General features: G+C 69.3%; 23 protein-coding genes. 19 read left to right on the top strand and 4 right to left on the bottom strand.

What is annotated here, in order from left to right; translation table 11 throughout:
* The first annotated feature begins 27 nt into the window (after window positions 1-27).
* The 8 genes from tolB to folP all read left to right on the top strand — a co-directional run bounded on the left by tolB (window position 28) and on the right by folP (window position 9127).
* A complete protein-coding gene (gene tolB, locus O5O43_RS12070; protein WP_271084138.1) occupies window positions 28-1437 on the top strand; it encodes a Tol-Pal system beta propeller repeat protein TolB in 1410 nt (469 codons plus the stop codon).
* 130 nt (window positions 1438-1567) lie between these two features.
* Complete coding sequence (pal, locus tag O5O43_RS12065; protein ID WP_271086430.1) at window positions 1568-2125, top strand: peptidoglycan-associated lipoprotein Pal; 558 nt, start codon at window positions 1568-1570, stop codon at window positions 2123-2125.
* Window positions 2126-2261: 136 nt separating this feature from the next.
* Entirely contained in the window at window positions 2262-3386 is a 1125-nt protein-coding gene (locus O5O43_RS12060; protein ID WP_271084137.1) for a DUF3667 domain-containing protein, read from the top strand.
* A gap of 45 nt (window positions 3387-3431) precedes the next feature.
* Entirely contained in the window at window positions 3432-4289 is an 858-nt protein-coding gene (locus O5O43_RS12055; RefSeq protein WP_271084136.1) for a tetratricopeptide repeat protein, read from the top strand.
* 80 nt (window positions 4290-4369) lie between these two features.
* Window positions 4370-5641, top strand: a complete 1272-nt coding sequence (gene tilS / locus O5O43_RS12050; RefSeq protein ID WP_271084135.1) for a tRNA lysidine(34) synthetase TilS — start codon at window positions 4370-4372, stop codon at window positions 5639-5641.
* Between the two features lie 56 nt (window positions 5642-5697).
* Window positions 5698-7647, top strand: coding sequence for an ATP-dependent zinc metalloprotease FtsH (ftsH, locus tag O5O43_RS12045; RefSeq protein ID WP_271084134.1), 1950 nt, complete (start codon window positions 5698-5700; stop codon window positions 7645-7647).
* 74 nt (window positions 7648-7721) lie between these two features.
* Window positions 7722-8318, top strand: coding sequence for a YdeI/OmpD-associated family protein (locus O5O43_RS12040; RefSeq protein ID WP_271084133.1), 597 nt, complete (start codon window positions 7722-7724; stop codon window positions 8316-8318).
* Window positions 8315-9127, top strand: coding sequence for a dihydropteroate synthase (folP, locus tag O5O43_RS12035; RefSeq protein WP_271084132.1), 813 nt, complete (start codon window positions 8315-8317; stop codon window positions 9125-9127). The genes O5O43_RS12040 and folP overlap by 4 nt, the downstream gene beginning before the upstream one ends.
* On the opposite strand, the gene O5O43_RS12030 is transcribed toward folP, so the two are convergent.
* Genes O5O43_RS12030 through O5O43_RS12020 form a run of 3 tightly spaced genes read right to left on the bottom strand, consistent with a single transcriptional unit; the run spans window position 9124 to window position 10339 of the window.
* Window positions 9124-9498 (bottom strand): VOC family protein, encoded by a 375-nt coding sequence (locus O5O43_RS12030; protein WP_271084131.1) that lies wholly within the window; start codon window positions 9496-9498, stop codon window positions 9124-9126. The genes folP and O5O43_RS12030 overlap by 4 nt on opposite strands.
* Complete coding sequence (locus O5O43_RS12025; RefSeq protein ID WP_271084130.1) at window positions 9495-10031, bottom strand: SRPBCC family protein; 537 nt, start codon at window positions 10029-10031, stop codon at window positions 9495-9497. The genes O5O43_RS12030 and O5O43_RS12025 overlap by 4 nt, the downstream gene beginning before the upstream one ends.
* A complete protein-coding gene (locus O5O43_RS12020) occupies window positions 10028-10339 on the bottom strand; it encodes a metalloregulator ArsR/SmtB family transcription factor (RefSeq protein WP_271084129.1) in 312 nt (103 codons plus the stop codon). Before O5O43_RS12020 ends, O5O43_RS12025 begins: the two co-directional genes overlap by 4 nt.
* Window positions 10340-10422: 83 nt before the next feature.
* Between O5O43_RS12020 and thiD the strand changes: the two genes are divergently transcribed.
* The 3 genes from thiD to O5O43_RS12005 are packed head-to-tail and all read left to right on the top strand — an operon-like array spanning window position 10423 to window position 12619.
* Window positions 10423-11238 (top strand): bifunctional hydroxymethylpyrimidine kinase/phosphomethylpyrimidine kinase, encoded by an 816-nt coding sequence (thiD, locus tag O5O43_RS12015; protein ID WP_271084128.1) that lies wholly within the window; start codon window positions 10423-10425, stop codon window positions 11236-11238.
* Window positions 11235-11816 (top strand): nucleotidyltransferase family protein, encoded by a 582-nt coding sequence (locus O5O43_RS12010; RefSeq protein ID WP_271084127.1) that lies wholly within the window; start codon window positions 11235-11237, stop codon window positions 11814-11816. Before thiD ends, O5O43_RS12010 begins: the two co-directional genes overlap by 4 nt.
* Window positions 11816-12619 carry a PhzF family phenazine biosynthesis protein gene (locus tag O5O43_RS12005; protein WP_271084126.1) on the top strand — a complete coding sequence of 268 codons (804 nt, stop codon included), beginning with the start codon at window positions 11816-11818 and terminating at the stop codon, window positions 12617-12619. Before O5O43_RS12010 ends, O5O43_RS12005 begins: the two co-directional genes overlap by 1 nt.
* Window positions 12620-12705: 86 nt before the next feature.
* Here the strand turns inward: O5O43_RS12005 and O5O43_RS12000 are convergent, their stop codons facing one another.
* On the bottom strand, window positions 12706-13077 hold the full coding sequence (locus O5O43_RS12000; protein WP_271084125.1) for a hypothetical protein: 372 nt from the start codon (window positions 13075-13077) through the stop codon (window positions 12706-12708).
* Between the two features lie 198 nt (window positions 13078-13275).
* Between O5O43_RS12000 and O5O43_RS11995 the strand changes: the two genes are divergently transcribed.
* The 8 genes from O5O43_RS11995 to O5O43_RS11960 all read left to right on the top strand — a co-directional run bounded on the left by O5O43_RS11995 (window position 13276) and on the right by O5O43_RS11960 (window position 21181).
* Complete coding sequence (locus tag O5O43_RS11995) at window positions 13276-13563, top strand: hypothetical protein (protein ID WP_271084124.1); 288 nt, start codon at window positions 13276-13278, stop codon at window positions 13561-13563.
* Window positions 13564-13578: 15 nt separating this feature from the next.
* Entirely contained in the window at window positions 13579-14259 is a 681-nt protein-coding gene (locus O5O43_RS11990) for a response regulator transcription factor (RefSeq protein ID WP_271084123.1), read from the top strand.
* Entirely contained in the window at window positions 14256-15695 is a 1440-nt protein-coding gene (locus O5O43_RS11985) for a sensor histidine kinase (protein ID WP_271084122.1), read from the top strand. Before O5O43_RS11990 ends, O5O43_RS11985 begins: the two co-directional genes overlap by 4 nt.
* Window positions 15696-15783: 88 nt before the next feature.
* A complete protein-coding gene (locus O5O43_RS11980) occupies window positions 15784-17175 on the top strand; it encodes a hypothetical protein (protein WP_271084121.1) in 1392 nt (463 codons plus the stop codon).
* 17 nt (window positions 17176-17192) lie between these two features.
* Window positions 17193-18005: a c-type cytochrome biogenesis protein CcmI gene (gene ccmI, locus O5O43_RS11975; protein ID WP_271084120.1), complete on the top strand. Its 813-nt coding sequence runs from the start codon at window positions 17193-17195 to the stop codon at window positions 18003-18005.
* 70 nt (window positions 18006-18075) lie between these two features.
* Window positions 18076-18543, top strand: coding sequence for a cytochrome c maturation protein CcmE (gene ccmE, locus O5O43_RS11970; protein WP_271084119.1), 468 nt, complete (start codon window positions 18076-18078; stop codon window positions 18541-18543).
* Entirely contained in the window at window positions 18540-20534 is a 1995-nt protein-coding gene (locus O5O43_RS11965) for a heme lyase CcmF/NrfE family subunit (RefSeq protein ID WP_271084118.1), read from the top strand. The genes ccmE and O5O43_RS11965 overlap by 4 nt, the downstream gene beginning before the upstream one ends.
* 155 nt (window positions 20535-20689) lie before the next feature.
* Entirely contained in the window at window positions 20690-21181 is a 492-nt protein-coding gene (locus tag O5O43_RS11960; RefSeq protein WP_271084117.1) for a cytochrome c-type biogenesis protein, read from the top strand.
* Window positions 21182-21243: the final 62 nt, after the last annotated feature.

The following is a 21243-nucleotide window of genomic DNA, read 5'->3' as shown; positions in this document are numbered from 1 at the left end:
ACTCGCCTTACGCCACTGGAGACATCGATGCGTCTGAACCTGTTGCTGAGCACCGTGGCCGCCATCGGCATCGCCGCGACGTCGTTTGCGCAGGCTCAAAGCACACGCGACTTGAACGGTCCCTCGCGCCAGCAGAGCCAGGCCCAGCCGGCCCAGACGGGCGAACCGATCGAGGTCGAGATCGACCAGGGCGTGCTGCGCCCCTTCCAGATCGCCGTCGCGCCCTTCAGCGGCGAGAACGGGACCTCCATCGCCGAGGTGCTGTCGGGCGATCTGCGTCGCTCGGGCTTCTTCGAGCCGATCAATCCGGCCAGCTTCATCGAGACCAACCTGTCGCTGGCCAATGCGCCGAATTTCGCCCAGTGGACCCAGATCGGGGCCCAGGCGGTGCTGTACGGGTCCGTCACCCCGCGCCCTGACGGCCGCAACGACTTCGGCTTCCGGCTGTACGATCCGTACCGCCAGTGCCAGCTGGTCAGCTACAACTTCACCGCCACGCGCGAGCAGTGGCGCCGGATCGCCCACAAGATCGCCGACGTCGTCTATGCCCGGATGACCGGCGAGACGGGAATCTTCGACACGCGGATCATCTATGTCGCCGAGAGCGGGACCGAGCTGAATCGCCTCAGCCGCCTCGCGATCGTGGACCAGGACGGCTACAACCCCGTCTTCCTGACCGACGGCTCCGAGATCATCCTGACGCCGCGCTTCTCGTCCAACCCGGACGAGATCACCTATATGGCGCTGGGCAAGGACTATTCCCGCATCTACCTCTACAACTTGACCACGGGCCGTCGCGAAAGCCTGGGCGAGTTCGACGGTCAGGCGCTGGCGCCTCGATATTCGCCGGACGGGACCAAGGTCGCCTTCTCCATCATCCGGGGCGGCAATACCGACGTCTATGTGATGAACCTCAGGACGCGCCAGCTGTCGCGCCTGACCTCGGATCCCGGCATCGACACCTCGCCGTCGTTCAGCCCCGACGCCTCGCGCATCGTGTTCAACTCCGACCGGTCGGGCACGCCGCGCCTCTATGTGATGAACGCCGACGGTTCGAACCAGCGGCCGATCTCAAGAGGCGGCGGCAGCTATACGGCCCCGGCCTGGAGCCCGCGCGGCGACCTGATCGCCTTCACCAAGTCCGGCGGCGGCCAGTTCGGCATCGGGGTGATGAACATCGACGGGTCCGGCGAGCGGATGCTGTCGCGGTCCTATTTCGAGGAAGGGCCGTCCTGGGCGCCCAACGGCCGCTATCTGATGTTCTCGCGCCAGACGCGCGGAGGGAACACCAACCTGTGGATGGTCGATCTGTCTGGCCGGGTGATCGCCCAGTCGGGCTATCAGGGCCGGGGCTCCGACCCCGCCTGGTCGCCGTTGCTGGACGGCGGAGCCTCGAACCTCGGCGCCGGCCAGGGCGCTGACAGCTGCGCGTCCTAGAAACTCACGCCGGGGACCCTCGGGAACAACTATGCGTTATCGCCGGTGACGGCGCAGACAAAAGCCACGGTTCGCCACGTATGCTGACGCTTCGCGGCAACGACAAAAGACTGAAGGAGACGACCCGATGATGACCCACTCCAACATGACCCGGTTCGCATTGGTCGGGCTGGTCGCCCTGTCGATGGCCGCTTGCGCGCCGCGCCGTCCGGTGACGGGCGTCGCCGACGGGAACATCGGCGGTCCCGCCGTCGACAATCCCGCCTACCCGGGCCCGAGCGCCGGCGGCATCGATGGCGGCAATATGGGTGCGGGCGCACCCGGCTCGGAGCAAGACTTCGTCGTCAACGTGGGCGACCGCATCTATTTCGACCTCGATTCCTATCAGGTCAGCCCGGAAGCCTATCCGCGCCTGGACGCCCAGGCCCAGTGGCTGGCCCGCTATCCCGGCATCACCGTCCGGATCGAGGGCAATGCCGATGAGCGCGGCACCCGCGAGTACAACCTCGCCCTCGGCGCTCGCCGCGCCGAATCGATCCGCAACTACCTGATCGGTCGCGGCGTCTCGGCCGGCCGGATCGACACCATCTCCTTCGGCAAGGAGCGCCCGATCGCTCAGGGCTCAAATGAGGACAGCTGGGCCCGCAACCGCAACGGCCACACGGCCATCGTCTCGGGCGCAAACTAAGCAAGGGCGCTACCGCTCGCCGCGCGGCGACTGGCTGCTTGAGCGCGATGTGCGATTTTGGCAGGGCGTCCGTACTCGCGGACGCCCTTTCCTTTTGACGGTCCCCGCCCGGCGCTGCACAAGGGGGAGGGGATGCGTGGGGGATCCGATGGTGGATGTGGATGCGGCGGGCAGTCTGGCGACCGGCGGCCTGATCGCGGGGGCGATCGAAAAGCCGACGGGGCATGCCGGCGCCGACCATGCCGGGACCTGCAGCGACTGTGGAGAACCCACGACCGGAAACTTCTGCGCCAACTGCGGCCAGCCGACCCATGTGCACCGCAGCCTGCTGCACCTCGGCGAAGAGTTGTTGCACGGGGTTATGCATTTCGACGGGCGCATCTGGCGCACCTTGCCACTGCTCATCGCCAATCCCGGTCGACTGACCCGCGAGTGGGTCCAGGGCAAGCGGACGCGTTACGTCTCGCCGCTGGCGATCTTCCTGTTCATCGTTTTTCTGATGTTCTTCGCCCTGACGGCCTTCCTCGGCGGTCAGGGCGACGAGGCGGCCGAGACGATCGACCAGCGCATCGCCGCGTCACAGCAGGCGGTGAACGAACTGCGGGCTTCGGTCACGGCCGCCGAGGCCGCGGCCGAACGGGGAGACACGGGCGAGGCCGCCGCGCTGGGCGGGCTGCGGGGCGGCCTGGTCGGCGCCGAGGCTCAACTGCGCGCGCTCCAGGAGGCCAAGACGCGAGGGCCCAGGACCGACGGCCTGACGCCGGGGAGCTGGCAATCGTACATGGCCGATGCGGTCCACGACGGGAACGTCACCATCGGCATCGGCGACAAGAAGATGCAGGAGAAGATCCTGCACAAGCTCGCGAACCCCGACTTCGCCCTCTACAAGGTCCAGCAGACCGCCTACAAATTCGCCTTCCTGCTGGTGCCGCTGTCGATCCCCTTCGTCTGGCTGCTGTTCGCCTGGAAGCGTGGTTTCACCTGGTACGACCACGGGGTGTTCGTCCTTTACTCCCTGACGTTCATGGCCATGCTGACGATGCTGATCGCCGGACTGGCGCGGCTGGAGAACGGGTTCGTCAACGCCCTGACGTCGCTGCTGTGTCTGGCCGTGCCGGCGCATATGTTCGCCCAGCTCAAGGGCGCCTACAACCTGTCGATCTTCTCGGCGGCCTGGCGGACGCTGGTGCTGATGGTGCTTTGCAGCCTGGTGCTCAGTCTGTTCATCCTGGCGATCATCGTCCTTGGCCTGACGGGTTGACGGCATGCCTTGCGGCGGCCTCAAAACGATGAAAGCTGTAGCCTCATGAAGAGCCTTCTGTCCGTTCGCAACATCACCCTGAGCGCAGTCGGCCTCGCCCTGATCGGCGGGGCCGTCGTGGCTCAGACCCAGCCGCTTCCGGCGATCCAGTGGGACGTGCGTCGTCTCGACAACCTGGACCGCAACGTGCGCCGCCTGGAACGCGCCATCCTGCAGCGGAACAATCAGGTCGGCGAGCCGATGCTGGTCGAATCCGATCCCGAGCTGATCGCCCTGCAGGGCCGGGTGCAGCAGATGGATCGCCGCCTGCAGGATATGGAGGCCACCGTTCAGCGTGTGAACGGCGATCTGGAGCGGCTGACCTTCCAGCTGGACGAGAGCGACCGCGACAACGCCGCCCTGCGCCAGCGCTTGGGCGACGCCGACGGCCGCATCCAGCGCATCGAACGCGCCGCCGAGGAAAACCGTCGCGCTGCCGAAGCCGCCGCAGAGGAGGCCGCGCGCGGTCCGCGCTCGCCGACCGGCGACGCCGTGGCCGATCTGGCCGCCGCCCGCGCCCTGACTGACCCGGCCGCCCAGCGCGCCGCCCTCGAGGCCCTGATCGACAACTGGCCGGACACGCCGTCGGCCAAGGAAGCGACCTGGCGCATCGGCGACATCATCCGCGCCGGCGGCGATCAGGCCGGCGCCGTGCAGCAGTACGCCACCGCCCTGTCGGGCTGGCCGACCCTGCCCTGGGCCGGGGAGGTGACGCTGAAGCTCGCGCGCGGGCTTGAGGCCACCAACCGCGACGCCCAGGCCTGCGCGGCCCTCGCCGAATACGTCCGCCGCTACGAGCGCACCTCGACCCCGGCGCTGCGCGCCATAGCCGCCGAGACGCGGACGCGGGCGGCCTGCCGCTGAGCCCGAGCGGCGCGGCCGGGCTGGAAGGCCGGGTCGCCGCACGGCTTGAGGCGCGGCTTCAGAAGGACATCGACCGTCCCGTGGCGCTCGCCCTGTCCGGCGGCGGGGACTCCATGGCTTTGCTGGGGATCGCGGCCGCGTGGGCCGAGCGCGCCGGGCGACGCCTGCTGGCCATCACCGTTGATCACCGGCTGAACCCCGACAGCGCCGACTGGAGCCGTCGCTGCGAGGCCGCCGCGCGGGCGGTCGGGGCGGACTGGATCGAGCGCGGCTGGGAGGGCGAGAAACCGAAGACCGGCCTGCCCGCCGCGGCCCGCCGGGCGAGGCACTTCCTGATTGCGGAGGCTGCGCGAGAGGCGGGGGCGCGGGTGATCCTGTTCGCCCATACGGCCGACGATATCGCCGAGAGCGACTGGATGCGGGAGCGGGGTTCGACCCTGGGGCGGCTGCGCGAGTGGGCGCCGAGCCCGGTGTGGCCCAAGGGGCGGGGGCTCATGCTGCTGCGGCCCCTGCTCGGCGAGGGGCGGGATGATCTGCGGATCTGGTTGCGGGGGATGGGGCGGGACTGGATCGAGGATCCGGGGAATGCACGGTTTGGCCGGGGCAGGGCCAGAGCGGCACTGGCCCCTCTCCTGATGGGAGAGGGCTTGAGCGCCCGAGAGCGTCCGCGATCGGTCTTGCGCGAAAGGGTGCGGGTACAATCCTTACCGCAAACACACGGCCCTAACCCTCACGGCTTGGCGCATCGCTGGGCTCCGCGAGCCTCGAGCCCGCTCCCACTGGGAGAGGGTTTTCGGAGTGATCGTTCGATCTCGACGACCGAACTGGCCGCCGTCCTTCTCTGCGCGTCCGGCGGCGACACGCCACCGCGCCGCGACAAGCTCGACGCCGTCGCCGCGCGCCTGGCCTCCGGCGGCGAGTTCACAGCCACCCTCTCCGGCGCCCGGATCGAGGCCTCCGGCGACACCGTCATCATCGGCCGCGAGCCCGGAGAGATGCGCCGTCGCCCTCCGGCCGATGTCCCGCTCCGGCCCGGCGCGCCCGTCGTCTGGGACGGTCGCTACGAGATCACCGTCGACGCCCCCGGCTGGACCGCCGCCGCCGCCCTCGGCCGACTCAACGCCCTGGCCAAAGCGGATCGCGCCATCGTGAACTCCGTCCCGGCCTGGGCCCGCTCGGCGCTGCCGGTCCTGATCCGGGACGACGGCGGCGCCCCGGTTCTTGCATGGCGGGAAGCCAGGGTCCGCAATCTCGCGCCGCGTCGTCTCAGCCTCGCGCTGGGCGAAACGACGCAGGAAAGCGACCTCGATCTCGTGCTCCATGGCGAAACGCCGCCGCCTGACCTATTTTGACGACAACGACGTAACACCAGCCGCCTCTCCAGGGGCGGCGACGAGGATTTCAACCGATGAACTTGCGTAACCTGGCGATCTGGGGCGTGATCATTCTGGCCCTCCTGGCCGTCTATGCCGCCATCAGCCAGAACGGCGGCGCGACCCTGCCCGGGCAGCCCGCGGGCGCGGCGGCGCAAGGGCGCCCCACGCCGATCACCTATTCGGAGCTGGTCACCGCGGTCGAAGGCCGCCAGATCAAGGCCGTTCAGGTGCGCGGCGACACCGTGACCGGCGCCTACCAGAACAACACCCGGTTCACGACCACGACCCCCTATCCGAACGAGGGCATCGTCGAAGCCATCCGCGCCTCGGGCGCCGAGGTCGACGTGAAGACCACGCGTCAGTCGTGGTGGCAGGGCCTGCTCGTCGGCCTCCTGCCGATCCTGCTGCTGGTCGGCGTCTGGATATTCTTCATGCGCCAGATGCAGGGCGGGGCGCGCGGCGCCATGGGCTTCGGCAAGTCCAAGGCCAAGCTCCTGACCGAGCACAAGGGTCGCAAGACATTCGAGGACGTCGCCGGCGTGGACGAGGCCAAGGAAGAGCTGCAGGAGGTGGTCGACTTCCTGAAGGACCCGGCGAAGTTCCAGCGTCTGGGCGGCAAGATTCCAAAGGGCGCCCTGCTCGTGGGCCCTCCCGGTACGGGTAAGACCCTGCTGGCGCGCGCCGTCGCGGGCGAGGCGGGCGTGCCCTTCTTCTCCATCTCCGGCTCGGACTTCGTCGAGATGTTCGTCGGCGTCGGCGCCAGCCGCGTCCGCGACATGTTCGAACAGGCCAAGAAGAACGCCCCCTGCATCATCTTCATCGACGAGATCGACGCCGTCGGTCGTCACCGGGGCGCGGGCCTGGGCGGCGGCAATGACGAGCGCGAGCAGACCCTGAACCAGCTGCTGGTCGAGATGGACGGCTTCGAGGTGTCGGAAAACATCATCCTGATCGCCGCGACCAACCGTCCCGACGTGCTGGACCCGGCCCTGCTGCGTCCCGGCCGCTTCGACCGTCAGGTCGTGGTGCCGAACCCCGACGTCTCGGGTCGCGAGCGCATCCTGCGCGTCCACATGAAGGACGTGCCCCTGGCTGCCGACGTCAACGTCAAGACCATCGCACGCGGCACGCCGGGCTTCTCCGGCGCCGATCTGGCCAATCTGGTCAACGAGGCGGCCCTGCTGGCGGCCCGCAAGGACCGTCGCATGGTGACCCATCGCGACTTCGAGGACGCCAAGGACAAGGTCATGATGGGCGCCGAGCGCAAATCCATGGCCATGAACGAGGAAGAGCGTCGCCTGACCGCCTATCACGAGGGCGGCCACGCCATCGTCGCGATGAGCGTCAAAATGGCGGACCCGGTTCACAAGGCGACCATCGTTCCGCGCGGCCAGGCGCTGGGCATGGTCATGCAGCTGCCGGAAGGCGACCGCTATTCGATGAAGTACCAGCAGATGGTCGATCGTATTGCCATCCTGGCGGGCGGCCGCGTGGCCGAGGAGATCATCTTCGGCAAGGACAATATCACCTCGGGCGCCTCGTCGGACATCCAGCAGGCCACCAAGCTGGCCCGCCGCATGGTGACCCAATGGGGCTTTTCCGACGTTCTGGGCACGGTGGCCTATGGCGAGAACGAGCAGGAGGTTTTCCTGGGCCACTCGGTCGCGCGCAGCCAGAATGTCTCGGAAGAGACCGCGCGCACCATCGACGCCGAGGTTAAGAAGCTGGTCACCTCCGGCTGGGACGAGGCGCGCCAGATCCTGAGGGACCGCGCCGCCGATCTGGAGACTCTGGCCCAAGCTCTGCTCGAGTACGAGACCCTGTCGGGCGAGGAGATCAAAGACCTGCTGGAGAAGGGCGCCGCGCCGAACCGCGACGAGAACAACTTCCCCAACGCCGGTCCGTCCGTCTCCGTACCGGTCACCCCGGTCTCCGAAGGCGTCAGCGTCGTCGCCAAGGACGAGCACCCGACCGTTCACTAGTGCTCAGCACCCCGCCCGGATTTCCGCGACGGTTATCTGGAGACGCTGGGCGGACTGATCGGAGGCAAGAGCTGATGGCGCCGATGGTCGTCGATCCGAAGCGGCAGCAGGCCTTCGCCGACGCGGAGGCCTTCTACGCCTGGCTGGCGGACCACCACGCGAGCGAGCCTGAGGTCTGGATCCGGATCTACAAGGTCGGGTCGGGCACGCCGAGCGTCAGCTGGAAGGACGCCATCCCCATGGCGCTGTGCTGGGGCTGGATCGACGGGGTGAGGAAGAGTCGCGACGAGGACAGCTTCTTGCAGCGGTTCACCCCGCGCGGGCCCAAGAGCAGCTGGAGCGAGCTCAACGTCGCCCACGTCGAACGGCTGACCGCCGAGGGTCGGATGCGACCGGCAGGCCTGAAACACGTCGAGGCGGCCAAGGCCGACGGGCGCTGGGAGAAGACCTATCGGGTCAAGGGCGCCGCGGTCCCTGACGACCTGAAGACCGCCATCGAGGCGGAGCCAAAGGCGAAGGCCCTGTTCGACATCCTGACCAGCCAGAACCGCTTCGCCCTGATCCACCGCACCAACGCCCTGAAGACCGAGGCGGGGCGGAAGAAGAAGATCGCCGACCTCGTCGCCATGCTGGCGCGGGGCGAGACGCCCTATCCGCAGAAGCGCCCATGACCCACGTTCGACCGCGCGTCATGGGCATCCTCAACGTCACGCCCGATAGCTTCTCGGACGGCGGGGCCTACGACTCGGTCGAGGCAGGGCTGACCCAGGCGATGAAGCTGATCGGCGACGGAGCCGATATCCTCGACATCGGCGGCGAGTCGACGCGGCCGGGCGCGGAGCCGGTCGAGGTGCATGAGGAAATCGCGCGGACGGCGCCGGTGATCGCGGCGGTCCATGCCCGCTGGAACGGCCCGATCTCCATCGACACCATGAAGCCCGAGGTCGCCCGCGCCGCGGTCGCGGCCGGGGCGACGATCTGGAACGACGTCACCGCCCTGACCTATGCGCCAGACGGGCCGGACCTTGCCGCCGAACTGCGGTGCGAGGTCGTCCTGATGCATATGCTGGGCGAGCCGCGGTCGATGCAGGTCGAGCCACGCTATGGCAACGTGGTCGCGGAGGTGCGCGACTATCTGGCCGCGCGCGCCGAGGCGGCGATGGCGGCGGGTGTGGCGCGGTCCAGGATCACGCTCGATCCCGGCATCGGCTTCGGCAAGACCATCGAGCATAATCTGGCGCTGATCGCCGGTCTGGGAACGCTGGCCGAGCTGGGCTTCCCGGTCCTGCTGGGGGCGAGCCGCAAGCGGATGGTCCGCAACATCGATCCCTCGGCGACCGAAGCCGACGACCGGCTGGGCGGCTCCATCGCGCTCGCTCTGGAAGGCGCGCGTCGCGGGGCGACCATCGTCCGCGTCCACGACGTCCGCGAAACGGTCCAGGCCCTGGCGGTCCAGGCGGCGGTTCAGGCGGCCGGCTAGGCCGCGTTGATCTGCCAGGACACGCCGAACCGGTCCTGGACCCAGGCGAAGCGACGCGAGAAGCCGTAGTTGTTCGCTGGCATCATGACCTTGCCGTCCGTCGAGAGCGCCGTCGCCAGCGCATCGACCTGATCCGGCTCGTCGACGCCGAGGAAGGTCGAGATCGATGGGGTGAAGGTGAAGTCGTGCACGGGCGGACTGTCGTTGGCCATGACCTCCAGCCCTGCGATCGACAACCGGGCCATGGCCACGGTCCCGTCCGGCTTCCGGTCCAGCGACAGGATGCGGGTTTCGGGCAGGGTGGCGGCGTAGAACTCCAGCGCCTCGGCGCACTGGCCCTGGAACATCAGGAAAGGGTGGGCGGTGGTCATGCCAGCGTCTCCATCCAGGCCGAGCGGCGGGCGAGGAAGACGTCCCAGTCCCATAGGTGCCGCACGCCGCGGATGGCGTCCTCCAGCCCGTCCATATGGGTCCGCCAGCCGCTGAGGACATTGGCGCGGCCGCCTTCCCAGCCCTGCGGGATGCGATGGACCAGCTGGATATGGGTGCCGTCGCCGTCGGGCGTCAGCAGCCAGCGAACCACAGACAGTGCGTTGGAGCCGAAGGTGTGTTCGAACCGTGTGTAGGGCTCGACGACCAGCACCTCGTTGTTCTGGATGCGACGGTCGGGCGTGTCGGGCATGAACTCATGGTCCGGCTGGCGGAAATGCAGATCCATTTTGCCGCCGGGGACGAGGTCGATGTCCGCTTCGGCCAGCCAGCAAGCGAGGCCTTCCGGCGTGGTCAGAGCCTTCCACACTCGCTCGGGCGAATGGCGCAGGCGGCGCTCGAAGCGGATTTCCCAGCCGTCATCAAGGGTGCGGATCTCGCCCTGGTCGCAGGGCGTTTCCAGGGTCTCGTTCATTGCGGGAACTCCTTGTCGAGGTGACGCTCCAGGGCGTCGAGACGGTTGATCCAGAATTTGCGATAGGGCTCCAGCCAGGCGTCGAGCTCGGCCAGGGGCGCGGTGTTCAGGCTGTAGAGGCGGCGCTGGGCGTCCTTGCGCACGGTCACCAGACCGGCTTCGCGCAGCACCGACAAATGTTTCGACACCGCCGGCTGGCTGACGGGCAGAGCCTCGACGAAGTCTCCGGCGGGCCGTTCGCCGTCTCGGAGCAGGGCCATGATGGCCAGGCGGTTCGGTTCCGCGAGGGCGGTCAGGACGGCGTGCATGAGTATCGTTTAATAGCTATATAGCCATACCGCAATACACAAAGCGTGCTTGCCGATCCCGGCCGGGCGCGGCATCCAGCGGCATGACATCTTCGCTCCCCGAGTCTCGCGGCCGCGTCCTGATCATCGCCGGGTCGGACTCAGGCGGCGGGGCGGGCATCCAGGCGGACATCAAGGCCGTGACGGCCATGGGCGGCTATGCGGCCACATCCATCACCGCGATCACGGTCCAGAACACCCTCGGTGTTCACGGCGTCCATTCCCTGCCGCTCGACCTTATCGAGGCCCAGGCTCGGGCGGTGCTGGACGACATCGGCGCCGATGCGATCAAGACCGGCATGCTGGGCTCGGTGCTGGTGGTGGAGCGGGTCGCGGCCGTTCTCGACACCTCGAGCGCGGCGGCCGTGGTCGATCCTGTCATGGTGGCCAAGGGCGGGGCGGCCCTGCTGGACGACGACGCGGTGGCGGCGGTGCGATCGCTGATGATCCCGCGTGCGGCGCTACTGACCCCCAATGCGCCCGAAGCCGAGGCCTTGACCGGGATCGCGGTCGAGGATCTGGACGGCCAGCGTCGGGCGGGCGCGGCCCTGCTGGAGCTGGGCGCCAAGGCCGTGCTGATGAAGGGCGGCCATGTCCCGGGGCAGACGGTCGTCGACCTCCTGATCACCCCGACCGGCGAAACCCTGCTGGAGGGGCCGCGCATCGAAACGACCTCGACCCATGGGACGGGCTGCACCCTGGCCAGCGCCATCGCGGCGGGTCTGGCGCAGGGGCGGCCGGTGGAGACGGCGGTGGCGGAAGGCTGGGCCTATGTGTCCGAGGCCATCCGGCGCGCGCCGGGGCTGGGCGGAGGGCACGGTCCACTCGACCACGGCTGGCCGCTGAGGGATGCGCGATGATCGATCTGGAGGCGCGGCTGGTCGAAATCCTGCACGAGGACGCCGACCTGATGCACGTACTGAGGACGGTGCGGAGCCTGGATCTGCCCGACTGGCGGGTCTTCTCGGGCGCGGTCTATCAGTCGGCGTGGAACGCCCTGACCGGCCGGCCGGCGGGATATGGCCGCCGCGATTTCGACCTCGGCTATTTCGATCCGGACACCTCTTGGGACGCCGAGGATGTCATCATCAAGCGCGTCGCCGCCGCCTTCGATGAGCCCTTCCGCACCGACGTCGAGGTGCGCAATCAGGCGCGGGTGCCGATCTGGTTCCCGGCCCATTTCGGCGAGCCCTATCCGCCCATCGCCAACACCGACGAGGCGCTGGAGCGGTTCGTGGCGCCCTGTTTCGCCATCGGGGTCCGGCTGGAAGCCGACGACACGATCAGCGTCGCGGCGCCGCTGGGACTGGAGGACCTGTTCGACCTGGTCCTTCGTCCCAACCCCAACCGGGGCGTTGCGAAGGACTGGTCCAGGGTGGTCGAGAAACGGCTGGCGCTCTGGCCGGAACTGACCGTCATCGAACCGGAGATCGCCTGATGCGCCAGTGGACCGTCGACGCCTTCGCCGAACGCCCCTTCATGGGCAATCCCGCCGCCGTGCTCCAGCCCCTGGACGCCTGGCCCGATGCGGCCTGGATGCAGTCGCTGGCGGCCGAGAACAATCATTCGGAGACCGCCTTCCTGCGCACCACGCCCGATCCGGCGCGGTTCGACCTGCGCTGGTTCACCCCTGCGACCGAGGTCTCCCTGTGCGGCCACGCGACCCTCGCGGCCGCCCATGTCCTGTTCCGCGAACTGGGCGTCGAGGCGCGCCGGCTGACTTTCGACACGGCGTCGGGGCCCCTGACCGTCGACCGGTTCGGCGAGGGTTACGAGATGGACTTCCCGGCCGATCCGCTGTCGCGGGTCGAGACGCCGAAGGGCCTGGCCGAGGCGCTCGGCGCCGAGCCTGTCGAGGTGTGGGCCAGCCGGTATCTGATGGCGGTGATGGCCGATGCGAAGACGGTCCGGGAGCTGACGCCCGACATCCCGGCCCTGATGGCGTTCGGCAATGGAGCGCTGGAGAACGGGCAGGTCATCGCCGCCGCCCTGTCGGACGACGGCGTCGATGTGGTGGACCGGTTCTTCGGCCCCGGCTGCGGCGTGAACGAGGATCCGGCGACCGGTTCGGCGCGTTGCGGTCTGGCGCCCCTTTTCGCGACGAAGCTGGGCCGGACCAACATCACCTTCGAACAGGCCTATCCGGGCCGAGGCGCGCGGTTCGAGACCGAGCTCGTCGGCGACCGTGTGCTGATCCGGGGCCAGGCGGTGACGGTGATGAGCTCGGTGCTTCGCTTCTGACACGCGAAAGGGCGCGACCCTTTCGGATCGCGCCCCCGTTTCGCCAGCGACCGGGCTACGGGTCGGCCGCCGGCGATGGTCAGGTCCTAGTAGCGACGATTGTCGCGGTCGCGACGCTCGTCACGGATCTGGGCCGAGAGGCGGTCGAAGCGACGGTCGAGGTCCGAACGCTCCCAGGCCGTCAGGCCGCCGCGACGATAGTTGGCCTCGAGGCGCAGCAGGCCGTTGAACTCCCCGCGCAGACGGGTGGCTTCCCGGCGGCTCAGCTGGCCGTTGCGGACCCCGACGTCGATGCGGCGATCCAGGTTGGCCTGGCGCACGTTGATCGACTGCCAGCCGCCGTAGTTCTGATTGTACCCCTGGTTGTGGCCGCGGTTGTTATAGTTCTGGGCCGCGGCGGGCAGGGCGGCGGCGGACACCGAAGCCAGAACGAGGGCGGGGATCATCAACTTCTTCATCGGATTACTCCATCTCTGTTCTCCGCAACCGGACCGGCTGCGTTGGCGCCATAAGAGCGGATTGCCGCTGAGCCGTTCCTGAACAGCGCGTGTCAGCTTGCGTTCATCCGATGCGAGACGCCGGTTTCGTCTGAGGTTAAACCTCCCTAAGCTGGGCGTTCAGCCTCCGTTCAGAGCGGCGGCGACATAAGACGCTCCATGACCCGCCTGTCCGCCCTTGCCCTATCCCTCCTGATCGCCGCGGCGCCCCTGAGCGCCGCGACCGCGCAGGATCGTGGCGGCCGCGGCGATCGCGACCGCAACAATGGTCAGTCGTTCGAACGCCAGGAGCGTCGCATCTCCGAAGCCGAGGCCCAGGGCATCGCCCAGTCCCGTGCGCGCGGCGCCCGCTTCGTCGGCTCGCTGGGCCTGCGCGGCGACTCCTATGTCTTCCGCTTCGAGCGCGACGGTCAGATCATCGACATCGCCGTCAGCTCGCGCGGCTAAGAAGGACCCCACCGAATGCGTGTTCTCCTTGTCGAAGACGACGCCGACCTGTCGCGTCAACTCAAGCAAGCCCTCAGCGACGCCGGCTATGCCGTCGATCACGCCGCCGACGGCGAGGAAGCCCACTTCCTGGGCGATACCGAACCCTACGACGTCGTCGTTCTCGACCTCGGCCTGCCCAAGATCGATGGCGTTTCGGTGCTGGAGCGCTGGCGCCGGGACGGCAAGACGACGCCGGTCCTGATCCTGACGGCGCGCGGCGCCTGGTCGGACAAGGTCTCGGGGTTCGACGCCGGAGCCGACGACTATCTGACCAAGCCCTTCCACACCGAAGAGCTTCTGGCCCGCCTGCGCGCCCTGCTGCGCCGTTCGGCCGGCATCGCCTCGGCGACGCTGGCGTGCGGCGGTCTGCGTCTGGATCCGCGCGCGGCGCGGGCGACGGTCAACGGCGAGCCCCTGCGGCTGACGTCGCTCGAATACCGACTGCTGCACTACATGATGATGCACCAGGGCCGGGTCATCAGCCGGACCGAGCTGGTCGAACACCTGTACGATCAGGACTTCGACCGCGATTCCAACACCATCGAGGTCTTCATCGGCCGCCTGCGCAAGAAGGTCGGGTCCGACCGGATCGAGACCGTGCGCGGCCTCGGCTATCGTCTGACGCCCCTGGCCGGCGAGTCCGAAGCCGCGTGAGCGACGAGGCCTCGGCGCCCCAGCCTGCGACCAAGCCGTCCTGGGGCCGCTGGTTCGGCCGTCCAGGCCGCAGCCTGACGCGTCGTCTGATCTGGCTGGCCTCGGCCTGGATCGTGGTCGCCCTGATGCTGACCGGCTGGATGCTGACCAGCCAGTACCAAGAAAGCGCCCTGCGCCGTCTGGGCAACTCTCTGGGCGGAGTTATCGACGACGTGGTCATCGCCAGCGTCATGACCCCGGAAGGGCTGCGGGTCGCCGAGATCAAGGACGCCCCCACCCTGCGCGGCCTGTCGGGAAAATACTGGATGGTCGGCCGCGTCGACGCCGACGGCGGCTTTGTCGTCCTGGCCAAGTCGCCGTCCCTGTCGGGCGAAAGCCTCTACGTCGATCCGGAGCTGCCGGGACGGCTGCAGGCCTCAATGGGATCGACCCTCAGCTACAACGACCCCGGCATCCTGCCCGGCGCGGCCCAGCCGCTGCGCATCGCAGCCAGCATGAAGACGCTGAACGGACAGCCGCTGGTTTTCATGGCGGGCATCGACCGGTCCGAGATCGAGTCCGACACGCGCCAGTTCGCGACCTTCACCTGGACGGCTCTGCTGATCCTCGGCATCGGCCTGATCATCGCCGTCTTCCTGCAGGTCCAGATCGGTCTGCGCCCCCTCTTCGACCTGCGCGTCGAGATCGCCAACGTCCGCAAGGGTAAGGCCGCCCGGATCGAGAAATCCTATCCGACCGAAATTCAGCCCCTGGCCGAACAGGTCAACCGGCTGCTCGATCATAATCAGGAAGTCGTGGAGCGCCAGCGGACCCATGTCGGCAACCTGGCTCACGCCCTGAAGACGCCCCTGTCGGTCATGCTGGCCGAGGCGGGGACCGACACCGGGCCGCTGGCCGACATCGTCCGACGCCAGTCGGAGGTGATGAAGGGCCAGGTCGACCACCACCTGCGCCGCGCCCGCGCTGCCGCCCGGGCCGCCCATGGCCTGGGCGAGAAGACGCCGGTGGGGGAGGTCATCGACGAGCTGGCCGTCATGCTGGAGCGGGTCTTCCAGTCCAAGGACGTCGAGATCGACTGGCGCGCGCCCGACGAACTGGCCTTCCTCGGCGAGCGTCAGGACCTGCAGGAGATTCTCGGCAACCTGATGGAGAACGCCTGCAAATGGTCGAAGCGGCGCGTGCGGGTCTCCGCTGGCGCGTCCGGCCTGGGTCATATGATCGCCGTGGTGGAGGACGACGGGCCGGGCCTGCCGGCCGAACAGCGCGACGGCGCGATGAAACGCGGGGCGCGGATGGACGAGAACGCGCCGGGCTCGGGCCTGGGCCTCGCCATCGTCGACGACCTGACGCGGGCCTACGGCGGGCGGCTCACCCTCGCGGCCAGCGACCTCGGCGGCCTGAAAGCGGTGCTGGAGCTGCCCGCCGCGGAGGCCTGAACCTGACGGGAACGTGCGCTACCGGAATGTTAACCCCGCGCCTTCACCGTGATCCTCGGCCGCATGCCTGCGGCGTACGGAGTTTCGCATGGCCGAGCTTTCGGTCGCGCAGCGTGCAGTGCTCGCCCAGATGCTGGAGCGCGTGCCCGATCGCGTGTTGAAAACCCTGTCGGGCGCGGTTTCTCAGATGCCCGGAGAGCGCGCGGCCGCGCTCAGCATCATGCTGGCGGACGAAACCATCGACCGCCGCCGCCGCGCCATCGCCTTCGCCCCGCTGCTGCCGATGTTTCAGCGCCGGCCGGACGGCGTCGAGGCCCTGACCTTCCCCTCCGACGTCCTGCCCCGCCTGTGGAAGGCGGCGTCGAGCAAAGAGCCTGAACTGCTGCTGATCCTCGACGACTACCGGCCGATCGAGGACAATCCGAAAATGCGCGCGGTCGCCGACCGCATCTGCGTGGCCGCCGCCGGATGCGTGCGCGACCATCCTGAGATCGTCTGGCCCTCGGCCGGCGCCGACCAGGAGGCGCGTGTGAAGGGGTTGGAGGAGCTGGCCTTGTGCTTCGACCTCGCGACCATGGCGCGACGCGGCCTCCTGATCCTGCCCGACCTGATCCTGCGGCCCACCGGGGATCAGATGGCCGAGCTGCGCCTGCTGATCCGCGACAGCGCGGGCGTCACCGCCGACGGCGGGCCGCGCATGCTGGAGATCTTCTTCGCCCATCTGGCGGACGCCTCCCTGATCCTGCGACTGGTGGTCCATTCGTCCAAGTCGGCGTCCAAGGAAGGCTTGCTGTCGGAATCGGAGATGGCCGGGTTCGTCAATCGTCTGATCGCCGAGGTCGAGGCGCGGGTCAGCCGCATCGCCTCCTATGGCCCGGGCGTCAAGGCCGATCCCGGACCGGGCCTGCGCGCGGACATCGCCTGGTGCGCCGAGACCCTGGGCGAGCTGGACATCACCCTGCAGCTTGATCCCGACGGAAGCTGGGGCAAACAGGCGCGCGAGGCCCGCGAACGCATCAACGCGACCCTCTCCAGAACCCTAAAGACCCTGGACAAGGCGCTCGACAGGCTGATGCCGTCCCGCGAGGCCAAGCTCTCCGGCCGGATGACCCGCAAGGTCCCCGATCTTGAAGCCGAGGCGGCGCCGCTGGAGGCGGTGCAGGCGGCCATCGTCCAGCTGACCCTGCTCGGCGCCCTGCGAACGGCGGCCCAGGTCTTCGGCTGCGAGGGCCTGCGGGTTCAGCTGGTCCAGTCGGTGACCGAGCGGATCACCGCCTATGTCGACATGGTGATCGAGGCCGTTAACGCCGGCGACGCCCCGGATCAGCGCAAGTCCCTGGCCCAGGTCGAGACCCTCGCGAAATGCCTGTTGTTGATCGAGGCGACCGAAGCCGCGCGCACCGTGCGGCGACGCGCCGCCGCCGCCGGGGCCCGTCCGTCGCTCGACGCCATCGAGGACGCCTCGCCCCGGGCCGCCTGATCCGCTAAAGGCGGCGGATGATCGTATTCTGGACCCTGGCGGGCCTCGCCACGGCATTGGCCGGGCTTCTGGTGCTGAGCCTCGCGCGGCGCGGCGCGGACCGTGAGGCCCCCGTCTCCGACACCCCCGGCGCGGAACTGACCGAGCTGGACCGGCTGAGGGCGCGGGGCCTGCTCGACGAAGACGCCTGGGCCTCCGCCCGCGCCGAGGCGGGACGCAGGCTGCTGTCGGGCGCCCGGCCCGAAGCCGCCCCGCGCGTCGGCGGACGGGACCGCACCATCGTCCTGAGCGGCCTGATCGCCGCCGCCGCCGCGACGCTCGGCCTCTATTTCGTCGTCGGCGCGCCCGGCCTGCCGGACCAGGCCTACGAGCGCCGCATCGACGACTGGGCCGCCAGTCCCGAGACCCTCGACGCCGAACAGATCGCCGCCGTTCTCAGCCGGGCGGTCAAGCGCGAACCCGACAACCGCACCGCCCTGACCATGCTGGGCGCCGCCCGCTTCGAAGCCGGCGACCCCATCGGCGCGGCTTCCGCCTTCCGTCAGGCCCTGCGGCTGGACGAAAACGACGCCACCAGTTGGGCGCGTCTCGGCGAAAGCCTGGTCCGCGCGGCCGACGGCGAGGTCGGCGTCGACGCCGAAGCCGCCTTCACCCGCGCCCTGTCGATCGATCCGGACCAGCTCGGCGCCCGCTATTTCCTCGGCGAGGCGGCGCTCAAACGCGGCGATACGGCGAAGGCCCGCGAGGTCTGGGCCCCACTGATCGCCGCACTCGATCCGGCCGATCCGCGCCGGGTCGATCTGGTCACGCGTCTGGACGCGGCCGCATGACCCGTTGGAGCCGCGCGTCTCAGGCGCTATACGGCGCGACTTCTCCGTTCCCGGAACCCGTCGTCCGCCCATGAGCTGGCTTCCCAAATCGCCGAAGGCCCGTCGCCGCCTGTGGGTCGTGGCCGCCGCCGCCCCCGTGCTCGCTCTGGCCGTCGGCCTGTCGCTATGGGCGATGAAGGACAGCGTGACCTTCTTCTTTTCGCCGTCCGAAGCGACGCCCGCGGCCGCCCCCGCCGGCCGGATGATCCGCCTGGGCGGTCTGGTCGAGGCCGGCAGCGTCGAACACCACGGCGCGACCGTCGCCTTCTCGGTCACCGACAACGCCGCGACCAGCCGCGTCGTCTACCACGGCGACCTGCCCGACCTGTTCCGCGAAGGGCAGGGGATCGTCGCCCAGGGCAAGTTCGGCCCCGACCGCGTCTTCCACGCCGACACCGTCCTCGCCAAACACGACGAGACCTACATGCCGCGCGAAGTCGCCGACCGGCTGAAGGCAAAGGGCGAGTGGCGGCCTGAAGGCGGCCGCACCTCCTCATGATCGTCGAATTCGGCGCCTTCGCGCTGATCCTGGCCCTGATGCTGTCGGTGCTCCAGACGGGCCTCGCCACGACCGGCCGTCTGCGTCGCAGCCCCCTGCTGGCCGGAGGCGCAGAGGGCGCCGCCGTCGCCGCCGCGCTGGCTACGGCGCTCGCCTTCGCCGCCCTGATCTTCGCCTTCGCGACCTCGGACTTCTCGGTCGCGAACGTCGCCAACAACAGCCACACCGACAAGCCGATGCTCTACAAGGTGGCCGCCGCCTGGGGCAGCCACGAGGGGTCGCTGGTCCTGTGGTGCCTGGTCATGACCGGCTTTGGCGCGGCCCTGACCCGCGCGCGCGGCCTGCCGTTCGGCCTCAAGACCTCGGCCGTCGGCGTGCAGGGCGGCCTGGGCGCGCTCTTCCTCGCCTTCGCCGTCTTCACCTCCAACCCGTTCGAGCGGATCGACCCGGCTCCGCTTCAGGGCGCCTCCCTGAACCCTCTGCTTCAGGACCCGGCGCTCGCGATCCATCCGCCCATGCTCTACGCGGGCTATGTCGGCTTCTCGGTGACCTTCTCCCTGGCCGTCGCCGCCCTGATCGAGGGCCGGGCCTTCTCCGGCTTCTGGCCCGCCTGGGGGCGATGGGTCCGGCCTTGGGCCCTCGCCAGCTGGGTCTTCCTGACCGCCGGGATCACGCTGGGCGCCTTCTGGGCCTATTACGAGCTCGGCTGGGGCGGCTGGTGGTTCTGGGACCCGGTCGAGAACGCCAGCTTCATGCCCTGGCTCGCGGGCGCCGCTCTGTTGCACAGCGCCGTCGTCACCGAACGGCGGGGCGCCCTCGCCGGCTGGACCGTGTTCCTCGCCCTTCTGGCCTTCACCTTCTCCATGCTGGGCGCCTTCCTGGTCCGGTCCGGCGTCCTGACCAGCGTCCACGCCTTCGCCGTCGATCCGGAGCGGGGGCTGATGCTGCTGGGCATCCTCGCCGCCACGGCCGGATCGGCCTTCGCCCTGTTCGCCTGGCGCGCGCCCCAGCTCAAGGGCGGCGGCCTGTTCGCCCCGATCAGCCGCGAGGGCGCCCTGGTCCTGAACAACCTCTTCCTGACCGTGGCGGCGACGACCGTCCTCCTCGGCACCCTCTATCCGCTGATCCTGGAGGCCGCGACCGGCGCGACCATTTCGGTCGGCCCGCCCTATTTCGCCCTGACCTTCACCCCCCTGATGGCGGTCGCCTTCCTGATCCTGCCCGCCGGGCCGCTGCTGGCCTGGAAGCGCGGCGACGCGGTAGGCGCCCTGCAGCGGCTCGCCGTCGCCGGCGGCCTCGCCCTCGCCTGCGGCTTCGTCGGCTGGCTGGCCTTCGAGCCGAAGAAGGCGTTTGCGGCGGCCGGGCTCGCCGTCGGCGCCTGGCTGATCCTGGGCGCCCTGGCCGAGGTGGTCGAGCGCGTCCGCCTGTTCCACGCCCCGTTGCCCGAGGTCGGCCGCCGCGCCAGAGGCCTGCCGCTCGGCGCCTGGGGCATGACGCTCGCACACGCGGGCCTGGGCCTCTTCGTCCTCGGCGCCGTGGTCGAGACCGGCTTCACGGTCGAGGCGGCCGCCCCCCTGCCCATCGGCGGCGAGGTCCAGGCCGGACGCTGGGCCGTCACCCTCGACAAGGTCGAGATCGTCGAAGGCCCCAACTATCTGGCCGAGCAGGGGACCCTGACCGTCACCTCCACCGACGGCCGCGCCGTCCCGAAGACCGTCACGGCCGAACGCCGCTTCTTCCCCGCCGGCGGCCAGACCACGACCGAGGTCGGCCTCGATTTCCGGGGGCTGGACGACGTCTATGTCGTCATGGGCGAGCGCCGCTCGACGCCGGAAGCCGCCCGCGCCTGGACCGTCCGGGTCTATTACAATCCCTGGGCCCGGCTGATCTTCCTCGGCCCGTTCGTGATGGCCCTGGGCGGGGTGCTATCCCTGTTCGATCGGCGGCTGAGGCTGGCGGTGGGCGGGCGGAAGAAGGTCGCGGCCGCGTGACCTTTCCATTTTCTGTGCATCTCCGCGAAGGCGGGGACCCAGGTTTTAGACAGGGGCAAGACATGCGGAATCGCGGTCGACGCGCGCTTGACGCCTCTGACCGCCCAAAGGATTGGGGCCCCGCCTTCGCGGGGATGAGCGGATTTTTGGTGGCCATGGTGCTCGCTATCCTGATGCTGTCCGGCCCGGTCCGGGCCCAAGAACCCGCCGCTCCCCCAGACCAGCCGCTCGCCTCGCCCGGCGCAGAGGCCCGCGCCCAGCGGCTGTTCTCCGTGGTCCGCTGCGTCGTCTGCCAGCACGAATCCATCGCCGACAGTCCGGCCGGGATCGCGGGCGACATGCGCCGCCTGATCCGCGAGGAGATCGCCTCGGGCGCCACCGACCAGCAGGTCCGAGACGACCTCGTGCGCCGCTACGGCGACTACGTCCTGTTCACCCCGCCGGTGCGGACCGGGACCTGGCTGCTGTGGTTCGGCCCGGGCCTTCTGGCCGTCATCGGCGGCGCGGCGCTCGTCGTTTTCGCCCGCAGAAAGCCCGTCGAAACCGCGCCGCTCTCGCCCGACGAGGAACGTCGGCTGGCCGATCTTCTCCAGACTGAAACGGTTCGCCCTGATCCTGACGCATCCGCGCCTCACGACGGGCGTTGAGCGGGTAGAAGCCTCGCAAGTCCACGGTTGGCGAAAGCCGCCGGAGGTCTATATCAGAAGGC

The sequence above is a fragment of the Brevundimonas sp. NIBR11 genome, from assembly GCF_027912535.1.
Lineage (GTDB): Bacteria > Pseudomonadota > Alphaproteobacteria > Caulobacterales > Caulobacteraceae > Brevundimonas.
This window is presented reverse-complemented; position numbering and strand designations above follow the sequence as displayed.